Origin of the sequence: Streptomyces sp. HSW2009 (genome assembly GCF_040240285.1) — a bacterium.
Taxonomy (GTDB): Bacteria; Actinomycetota; Actinomycetes; order Streptomycetales; family Streptomycetaceae; genus Streptomyces.
Genome location: NZ_JBEHZD010000327.1, coordinates 1 through 9,000, shown reverse-complemented (window position 1 = coordinate 9,000; position 9,000 = coordinate 1). Strand labels below are relative to the sequence as shown.

At 71.6% G+C, this 9,000-nt stretch carries 7 protein-coding genes; 2 read left to right on the top strand and 5 right to left on the bottom strand.

The window, feature by feature from the left end:
• Nucleotides 1-146 precede the first annotated feature (146 nt).
• The 3 genes from AAHZ94_RS22155 to AAHZ94_RS22145 all read right to left on the bottom strand — a co-directional run bounded on the left by AAHZ94_RS22155 (nt 147) and on the right by AAHZ94_RS22145 (nt 3,391).
• Nucleotides 147-1,334 (bottom strand): dipeptidase, encoded by a 1,188-nt coding sequence (locus tag AAHZ94_RS22155; RefSeq protein WP_349994727.1) that lies wholly within the window; start codon nt 1,332-1,334, stop codon nt 147-149.
• A gap of 387 nt (nt 1,335-1,721) precedes the next feature.
• Nucleotides 1,722-2,246: a 5-(carboxyamino)imidazole ribonucleotide mutase gene (gene purE / locus AAHZ94_RS22150; RefSeq protein ID WP_349994726.1), complete on the bottom strand. Its 525-nt coding sequence runs from the start codon at nt 2,244-2,246 to the stop codon at nt 1,722-1,724.
• On the bottom strand, nt 2,243-3,391 hold the full coding sequence (locus AAHZ94_RS22145; protein ID WP_349994725.1) for a 5-(carboxyamino)imidazole ribonucleotide synthase: 1,149 nt from the start codon (nt 3,389-3,391) through the stop codon (nt 2,243-2,245). Before AAHZ94_RS22145 ends, purE begins: the two co-directional genes overlap by 4 nt.
• A gap of 182 nt (nt 3,392-3,573) precedes the next feature.
• Between AAHZ94_RS22145 and AAHZ94_RS22140 the strand changes: the two genes are divergently transcribed.
• Nucleotides 3,574-4,089, top strand: coding sequence for a GtrA family protein (locus tag AAHZ94_RS22140; RefSeq protein ID WP_349994724.1), 516 nt, complete (start codon nt 3,574-3,576; stop codon nt 4,087-4,089).
• Nucleotides 4,090-4,288: 199 nt separating this feature from the next.
• Here AAHZ94_RS22140 and AAHZ94_RS22135 read toward each other — a convergent pair whose 3' ends face one another.
• On the bottom strand, nt 4,289-5,545 hold the full coding sequence (locus tag AAHZ94_RS22135; RefSeq protein WP_349994723.1) for a sensor histidine kinase: 1,257 nt from the start codon (nt 5,543-5,545) through the stop codon (nt 4,289-4,291).
• Nucleotides 5,546-5,792: 247 nt separating this feature from the next.
• The gene (locus tag AAHZ94_RS22130; RefSeq protein ID WP_176161976.1) at nt 5,793-6,473 is read right to left on the bottom strand and encodes a response regulator transcription factor; all 681 of its coding nucleotides are present in this window, start codon (nt 6,471-6,473) and stop codon (nt 5,793-5,795) included.
• A 780-nt stretch (nt 6,474-7,253) separates the two neighbouring features.
• Here AAHZ94_RS22130 and AAHZ94_RS22125 point away from each other — a divergent pair.
• On the top strand, nt 7,254-8,789 hold the full coding sequence (locus AAHZ94_RS22125) for a peptide MFS transporter (RefSeq protein ID WP_349994722.1): 1,536 nt from the start codon (nt 7,254-7,256) through the stop codon (nt 8,787-8,789).
• Nucleotides 8,790-9,000 lie beyond the last annotated feature (211 nt).

Genomic DNA, 9,000 nt, shown 5'->3' with positions numbered 1-9,000 from the left:
CGACCGTTCCCGCGGCCCACACCGACGCTAGGCAGCGGGGCGGCGCCGCTCGTCAGACCGCGGTCGGGAGGCGGCGGGCGGGCGTAGTACCGGGGTACGACGGGCGACCGGGTACGGGTACGGGGTCACGGGCCCCGGCCGCCGGGTTAGCGCGGGTCCGCCCCGTCCAGGTCGGCGATGGTGGCGATCGACGGGCCCCTGCGGGTCTGGAGGTCGCGGGCGACATCCTCCGCGGCGCGCAGCGTCCGTACCGCATTGCCCCAGGTCAGCTTGGAGAGATCGGCCTCCGACCAGCGCCGGTCGAGCAGTTCGGCGACCAGGGTGGGGTAGCCGGAGACGTCCGCGAGGTCGGCGGGGGTGAAGGCGGTGCCGTCGTAGTCGCCGCCGACGCCGATGTGGTCGACGCCCGCGACCTCCCGCATGTGGTCCAGGTGGTCGGCCACCGTCTTGGCGGTGGCCAGCGGGCGCGGGTTGGCCTCCTCGAACGCCCGCTGCACCCGCATCCCCGCGGCCGAGGTGTCCAGCGGGTGCAGGCCGTTGGCCTGCATGTTGGCGTCGGCCGCCAGGGTCCATTCGATGGCCTCGGGCAGGATGAACTTCGGTACGAAGGTGGCCATCGCGATGCCGCCGTTGCCGGCCAGCCGCTCCAGCACGTCGTCGGGGACGTTGCGGACGTGGTCGCAGACCGCGCGGGCCGAGGAGTGCGAGAAGATCACCGGGGCCTCGCTGGTGTCCAGCGCGTGCCGCATCGTCGACGGCGCCACGTGCGAGAGGTCGACCAGCATGCCGAGCCGGTTCATCTCGCGCACCACCTCGTGCCCGAACGGGCTGAGACCGCCCACGCCCGGGTCGTCGGTGGCCGAGTCCGCCCACGGCACGTTGTCGTTGTGGGTGAGCGTCATGTACCGCACGCCCAGCGCGTACAGGCCGCGCAGCGCGCCCAGCGAACAGTCGATGGAGTGGCCGCCCTCGGCACCCATCAGCGAGGCGATCCGGCCCTGCGCCCTGGCCGCCTCCATGTCATCGGCGGTGAGCGCGAGCCGCAGGTCGTCGGAGTAGCGGTCGACGAAGCGGCGGACCACGTCGATCTGTTCCAGGGTGGCGCTGACGGCAGTGTCGCCCGCGAAGTCGGAGCGCACGAACACCGACCAGAACTGGGCGCCGAGACCGCCGGCCCGCAGTCGCGGGATGTCGGTGTGCTGGTGCTCGCTCAGGTCGCGGGAGAGGTCGCGCGCATCGAGGTCGTAGCCGACCTGACGCAGCGCCCACGGCAGGTCGTTGTGCCCGTCGACCACCGGGTGCTCCGCGAGCAGGGCGCGCGCCCTGGCGAGCAGTTCCGGATCGGGCGCGAGGACCGCGGGACCCGATTCGGACTGCGGCTCGGTGCCGGCGGATTCAGGTGCCACGGTCACTCACATCCCCATCGTTGCTGGCCAACGTCGTCGTCGCGGGGTTGGGTCCCCGCCCCGCCCCCACGCTAAACGACCAGGCCCCCACCCCGATGGGCCCGGCCCGGCCGACCTGTGGGCGTACGGACGGGGGCGCCGGGCGCCGCGTACGGGAGGAGCCGCGGGTCGTGCGGACCACACTGCGCGTACGGGGCTGCGCGTACGGGCGCGGGGCCGGCCTGCCCGTACGGGGCGCGCGTGCGCGGCGCGGACCGCCGGGCGGAACGCGCGACGGACCACGCGGCGCACCGCACAGCGCACCGCTCGCCGAAACTACTTGGCGAAGCCGAAGCTGCCCGAGCCCTCCACCTTGGCCCGCAGGCGCTTGCCCTTCTCGGTGGCCTGGTCGTTCAGGTCCTCCTGGAAGTGGCGCATCCGGGCGAGCAGCTCGGGGTCGTGCGCGGCGAGCATCCGGGCCGCGAGCAGCCCGGCGTTGCGGGCGCCGCCGATCGAGACGGTGGCGACCGGCACGCCCGCCGGCATCTGCACGATGGACAGCAGCGAGTCCATGCCGTCCAGGTACTTCAGCGGCACCGGCACCCCGATGACCGGCAGCGGCGTCACCGAGGCCAGCATGCCGGGCAGGTGGGCCGCGCCGCCCGCGCCGGCGATGATCGCCTTCAGCCCGCGGTCCACGGCCCGCTCGCCGTACGCGATCATCTCGCGCGGCATCCGGTGGGCGGAGACGACATCGACCTCGTAGCCGATCTCGAACTCGTCCAGGGCCTTGGCGGCGGCCTCCATCACGGGCCAGTCGGAGTCGGACCCCATGACGATCCCCAAGAGCGGCGCAGTCATTCCGTGATCGTTCCTCGCAGATAGCCGGCGGCGTGGCTCGCGCGCTCGCGCACGTCGGCCAGCTCGTCGCCGTAGGTATTGACGTGGCCGACCTTCCGGCCGGGCTTCACATCCTTACCGTACATATGGATCTTCAGGCCAGGGTCGCGCGCCATGCAGTGCAGATAGGCGCCGTACATGTCGGGGTAGTCGCCGCCCAGCACATTGGCCATCACGGTCCAGCGGGCGCGCGGGCGCGGGTCGCCGAGCGGCAGGTCCAGCACGGCCCGTACGTGGTTGGCGAACTGCGAGGTGACGGCGCCGTCCTGGGTCCAGTGGCCCGAGTTGTGCGGGCGCATCGCCAGCTCGTTGACCAGCACCACCGGGCCGTCGGGGCCGGCCACCTCGAAGAGCTCGACGGCCAGGTGCCCGACCACGTCCAGCTCGGCGGCGATCCGCAGCGCGAGCTGCTGCGCGTGCGTGGACAGCTCCGGGTCGAGCTCGGGGGCCGGCGCGATGACCGTGTCGCAGACGCCGTCCACCTGGATCGACTCGACCACCGGGTACGCCACGGCCTGGCCGTGCGGGGAGCGGACCACGTTGGCCGCGAGCTCGCGCACGAAGGCGACCTTCTCCTCGGCCAGCACCGGCACGCCGGCCCGGAACGGCTCGGCGGCGTCCGCCTCGCTGCGGACGACCCACACGCCCTTGCCGTCGTACCCGCCGCGCACCGTCTTCAGGACGACCGGGAAGCCGTCGCCCTCGGCGGCGAAGCGGGCGACGTCGGCCGGGTCGGCGACGATCCGGTGCCGCGGGCACGGGGCGCCGATCTCCGTCAGCTTGGCGCGCATCACCCCCTTGTCCTGGGCGTGCACCAGGGCGCGCGGACCGGGTCGGACGGGGATGCCGTCGGCCTCCAGGGCCAACAGGTGCTCGGTCGGTACGTGCTCGTGATCGAAGGTGATCACGTCACACCCTCGTGCGAAGCTACGAAGGGTGTCCAGGTCGCGGTAATCACCGACCACCACGTCCCCGACGACCTGCGCCGCGGAGTCCGTCGGGGTGTCGCTGAGTAGCTTGAACTTCACGCCGAGGGGGATGCCCGCCTCGTGCGTCATACGTGCGAGCTGGCCGCCGCCGACCATGCCAATCACAGGGAACGTCACCCACCCAGGGTAGCCGTATCGGCCGGCAGACCCCCGTTTGCCCTCGTAGGATCATCCATGTCCGGTTCGCTCGATGATCCACTAACGATCCCCAACATCGCGGCGCACGCCGCGCGGCGGCTGGTTAGCATGAAGCAGTTGGAGTAATGCTGGCGACCGCGATACGGAGTATGACGATCACTATGAGTGAACGGCGCGCGCTGCGTATGCGGCTGGAACTGCTCACGCGTGAAGTCGCGAAGTTCGGTGCTGTCGGCGGTGCGGGCCTCCTCGTCAACCTCGCGGTCTTCAACCTGGTCCGGCAGACCACCGAGCTGCCGGTGGTGCGGGCGAGCATCCTCGCGACGGTCGTCGCCATCGCCTTCAACTACGTCGGCTTCCGGTACTTCACCTACCGGGATCGCGACAAGAGCGGCCGGGCCAAGGAAATGAGCCTGTTCCTGCTGTTCAGCGCGGTTGGCCTGGTCATCGAGAACGGTGTGCTCTACACCGCCACGTACGGCTTCGACTGGGACACCCCGCTCCAGAGCAACGTCTTCAAGTTCCTCGGCATCGGCATCGCCACGCTCTTCCGCTTCTGGTCGTACCGGACCTGGGTGTTCCGGGCGCTGCCGGCCCGCGAGGCCGTGCAGACCGCCGAGTCCTTCCTCACCACGGCCGAGCGCCGGGAGCGGGCCCAGGCGGGCCGCACGAAGTAGCGCACCGGGGCGGCGGCGCCGGGCCGCGCTCGTCGGTCCGTGCCCCGCCGGGCCGTACATCGTCGCGCCGTACCCCTCCGGGTCGTGCCCCTCCGGAGCCGCGCTCCGGCCAACCGCGCCCCTCCAGGCCCCGGCCCCACCGCGCCGCACCCGCCGCCCGTACCCGACGACTACGCCTCGTCGGTGACGCAGCCGGCCGTCACGCCTCGCCCATGGCCGCGGCATCCGCCTCGCGGCTCAGGAACAGGGCGAAGATCGGCGGCTGCTGCTGGAGCAGTTCGAGCCGGCCGCCGTCCGCCTCGGCCAGGTCGCGGGCGACGGCGAGGCCGAGTCCGGTGGAGTTGCGCCCGCTGACCGTCCGCTCGAAGACCCGGGCGCCGAGGTCGGGCGGGACGCCGGGGCCGTCGTCGGAAACCTCCACCACCGCCTGGTTGCCGGTGACCCGGGTGCGCAGCGCGACCGTGCCGCCGCCGTGCATCAGCGAGTTCTCGATCAGCGTCGCCAGCACCTGGGCGACCGCGCCCGGGGTGCCGACCGCGCGCAGCCCGTTCTTGCCGGAGCGGACGATGGCCCGCCCCTCGCCGCGGTAGGCCGGGCGCCACTCCTCGACCTGCTGCTTGACGACCTCGTCCAGATCGAAGGCGACGGCCGAGCCCGAGCGCGGGTCGCGCGAGTTGGTCAGCAGCCGCTGCACCACGTCCGTCAACCGCTCCACCTGCGTCAACGCGATCGTCGCCTCCTCCTTGACCGTCTCCGGCTCATCGGTGAGCGTGATCTCTTCAAGCCGCATGGAGAGCGCGGTCAGCGGCGTCCGTAGCTGGTGCGAGGCGTCGGCGGCCAACCGCCGCTCGGCGGTCAGCATCCGCGCGATGCGCTCCGCACTGGCGTCGAGCACGTCCGCGACCCGGTCCAACTCGGGCACCCCGTACCGCCGGTGCCGCGGGCGCGGGTCGCCCGAACCGAGCCGCTCGGCGGTCTCCGCCAGGTCCGTCAGCGGCGCGCCCAGGCGGTGCGCCTGGCGTACGGCGAGGATGACGGCGGCCACGATGGCCAGCAGCGCCACCGCCAGAATGATCAACAGGGTGCGGCCGATCTCCCGGCCGACGGTGCTGTGCGACTCCTCCACCCGGACCTCGACGCCCTGGGCACCACGCTCCTCGGCCACGATGACGCCGCCCGAGGGACGGTCGCCGATCTCCAGCGTGGGCCGCCCCGGCAGCGTGATCCGCGCGTACCTGTCGGTGGTGATCTGGTCGCTGAGCACCTTGGGCGTGACCGATTCACCGCCGATGAGCCGCCCGTCCACGATGCTCACCAGCCGCAGCGCCTCGGACTCCACGCTCTCCTGGGCGCTGTTCTCGATGGTGCGGGTCTCGACGATGACCAGGGAGACGCCGAAGACGGCGATGACGACGAGTACCACCGCGAGCGTGGAGTTGATCAGACGGCGACGCATGGCTCCACTACCGTGTTCGGGTCAGCGTTCGGGACGGCCTACCGGCCGGTGTTCAGGACGGCCTGCCCGCCGGCGTTCGGGTCGGCAGGCCGGCCGGGGTGTTCCGGTGCGGGGTCCGGAGTCGGGTCCCGCGGGGTGACGAGGTCGGAGCCTGGCTGGAGACCCCGTTCGGCGCCTGGCCCGAGGTCCCGCCCGGCGCCCGGCCCGGCATCGGACCCTGCGTCCCGCGCGGCGCCCAGTGTCCCTCTCAGCTCTTCTCGAACCGGAACCCCACGCCGCGCACCGTCGCGATGTACCGCGGGTTGGCGGCGTCGTCGCCCAGCTTCTTGCGGAGCCAGGAGATGTGCATGTCGAGCGTCTTGGTCGACGACCACCAGGTGGTGTCCCAGACCTCGCGCATCAGTTGGTCGCGGGTCACGACCCGGCCCGCGTCCCGGACCAGCACCCGCAGCAGGTCGAACTCCTTGGCCGTGAGCTGGAGCTCTTCGTCGCCCATCCAGGCCCGGTGCGACTCGACGTCGATCCGTACGCCGTGGGTGGCCGGCTGCGGCTGCTGGGCCTCGGCCGAGCCGCGGCGCAGCAGGGCCCGGACGCGGGCCAGCAGTTCGGCGAGCCGGAACGGCTTGGTCACGTAGTCGTCGGCGCCGGCGTCGAGGCCGACAACGGTGTCCACCTCGTCGGCGCGGGCCGTGAGCACCAGCACCGGAAAGCCGTGGCCCTCGTTGCGGAGCCGGCGGCACACCTCAAGGCCGTCCATGCCCGGCAGGCCGAGGTCGAGGACGAGGAGGTCGACACCGCCTTGCAGACCGGCGTCCAGCGCTGTGGGTCCGTCCTGGCGCACCTCGACCTCGTACCCCTCGCGGCGCAGGGCGCGGGCGAGCGGCTCCGAGATGGACGCATCATCCTCGGCGAGCAGTACTCGGGTCATGCGGGAATGGTAGTCCGCGACCGGCCGGTGCAGGGCGGGGCCTGCGTCCTCATCTCGGCGGACGTGCGGCGGGCCGTCCCGCGCGGCCGTCGATCTCCGTCGGGCACCGCACATCCCCCGCCCCGGCGCCCCCACCCGGCCACACCGCACCACGTGTCCCAGCACACCCTGTGTTCCACAGCACGCCCTGCGGCCCGCGCGGGCGCCGCCGGCACGCCGGTGCGCGCTGCCACGCCCCTCGGTGGGCGCCCGCCCGCGCCCCGCCGGAACGCGCCCCGTGCCGCCCAACCAGAGGCCCGTACGGGGCAATTGCCCGCTGCGCCGGGAGAGCACCACTCACGGCGGGATACACCCTTATCAACCGCTCGTAGCCGCATCTCCGACACCGCCTAAATACGCGGCAAAATGTTGCTGCCATGTGTCGTGAGTTACGTCTCAACGCCTTCCATTCGTGCCCCACGTCTGGCGTATGGTGACGGAACGTCTGTAGCACTGCCCTGAGACCTTTGGATCGCAAGACGCGCCAAGCGTTTCTGTTGTGCGTGGGGCTGGAGCCACCAGTCTCGTCCGAACACAGTGAATGACCTGCCGGCCCAGTTCGCCGCGTGCCTCACGCGCGGGGACGCACAGCCCGGCGGCGCGGCCGTCCTCCCGGCTCCCCTCCAGGGTGCCGCCCCCCTGGGACGACGCGTCACCGGTGTCGGTAACCCGAACGGGCGCGTGATCTTGATACCGGCTAGCCGTCTTGGTCTCGCGTCCCGAGCCCCCCAAGGAACAACCATGGCGTCCAGCCTGACGAAGGGCGCGGCCAAGCAGGGATCTCCTGCGGACGGCGGCAAGACCTTCTTCGGCCACCCTCGTGGCCTGGCCACTCTCTTCATGACCGAGATGTGGGAGCGCTTCAGCTTCTACGGCATGCGGGCCCTGCTCGTCCTCTACTTGATCTCCGGCGGGCCGGACTCGAAGGACGGCAGCCAGGGCGGCGGCCTGGAGATGAGCCAGACCAACGCGGTCGCCATCTACTCCGTCTACCTCGCCATGGTCTACCTGCTGGCCATGCCGGGCGGCTGGTTCGGCGACCGGGTGTGGGGCCCGCGGAAGACCGTGGCCATCGCGGCCAGCATCATCATGGCCGGCCACCTGCTGCTCGCGGTCCCCGGCCAACTGCCCTTCTTCGGGGGTCTGGCGCTCGTCGCGTTCGGTTCCGGCCTGCTGAAGGCCAACATCTCCACGATGGTCGGCCAGCTCTACGACGGCCCCGAGGACCCGCGCCGCGACGGCGGCTTCACGATCTTCTACATCGGCATCAACCTGGGTGGCTTCGCGGCGCCGCTAATCATCGGCACGGTGGGCCAGGAGGTCAACTGGCACCTCGGCTTCGCCATCGCCGCGCTCGGCATGGCGCTGGGCCTGACCCAGTTCCTGATCGGCACCCGCCACCTGAGCCCGCTCTCCAGCCAGGTGCCGACCCCGCTCAACATCGAAGAGCGCAAGAGCTGGCTGCGGAAGGGCCTGATCTGGACGTCGATCACCGCCGCGTTCTACGCCGTGGTGACCCTGACCGGCCACTTCACGCTCAACTGGGCGCTCGTCCCGATCACCATCGCGGGTCTGGTCATCCCGATCGCGGTGCTCACCCGGATCAAGCGGGACAAGGAGCTGACCGACCTCGAACAGACCAAGGTCAGCGGCTACATCTGGCTCTTCGCCGCCGCCGCCGTCTTCTGGATGATCTTCGACCAGGGCGGTTCGACGCTGTCGGCCTTCGCCGAGACGAAGACCGCGGACAACGTGTTCGGCATCCACTTCCCGTCGTCCTGGTTCCAGTCGGTCAACTCGGCCTGGGTGATGGCGCTCGCACCGGTCTTCGCCTGGATGTGGCTGGCGCTGGCCCGCCGCAACAAGGAGCCCAACACCACGGTGAAGTTCGCCATGGCGCTGGTGCTCACGGGTGCGTCGTTCTTCGTCTTCGTCATTCCGATGAGCATGGCCAACAGCGGCGACGGCTCGACCGTGAGCCCCGGCTGGCTGCTCTCCATCTACATGCTCCAGACCATGGGCGAGCTGTGCCTGTCCCCGGTGGGCCTGTCGGTCACCACCAAGATGGCCCCGGAGAAGTACGCCAGCCAGATGCTCGGCGTCTGGTTCCTCGCGACCACCGCGGGCGACTGTACGACGGGGCTACTCTCCATCGCCGGCGTGGACCTGAGCGGCGAAGGGGTGGTCGCCGCGGAAGCGACCCTGGCGGTGCTGGCCGGCCTCGCCATCTGGGTGTACCGCAAGAAGGTCGTGAAGATGATGGGCGAGGTCCACTGACACCCCCACCGGCCGCCCCGCCCCCGGCAGGACGGCCACACTGACCGACTCAGGGCCCCCCCCCCCCCCCCGGGGGGGCGGGGGGCGCCCCCCCGCCCCCCCGCCGCCGGGGGGGGGGGGGGGGGCCGAGCACCCCCCCGCCACCTCCTACGGCCCGTCGCTGAAGGGCAAGACGGTCTGCGCGGCGAACCGGACGACGGCCCAGGCCGTG

Coding starts and splice junctions, on each gene's coding strand:
- purE (WP_349994726.1), bottom strand. CDS start 2,246: ATGACTGCGCCGCTCTTGGGGATCGTCATGGGGTCCGACTCCGACTGG.
- AAHZ94_RS22125 (WP_349994722.1), top strand. CDS start 7,254: ATGGCGTCCAGCCTGACGAAGGGCGCGGCCAAGCAGGGATCTCCTGCG.
- AAHZ94_RS22140 (WP_349994724.1), top strand. CDS start 3,574: ATGAGTGAACGGCGCGCGCTGCGTATGCGGCTGGAACTGCTCACGCGT.
- AAHZ94_RS22135 (WP_349994723.1), bottom strand. CDS start 5,545: ATGCGTCGCCGTCTGATCAACTCCACGCTCGCGGTGGTACTCGTCGTC.
- AAHZ94_RS22130 (WP_176161976.1), bottom strand. CDS start 6,473: ATGACCCGAGTACTGCTCGCCGAGGATGATGCGTCCATCTCGGAGCCG.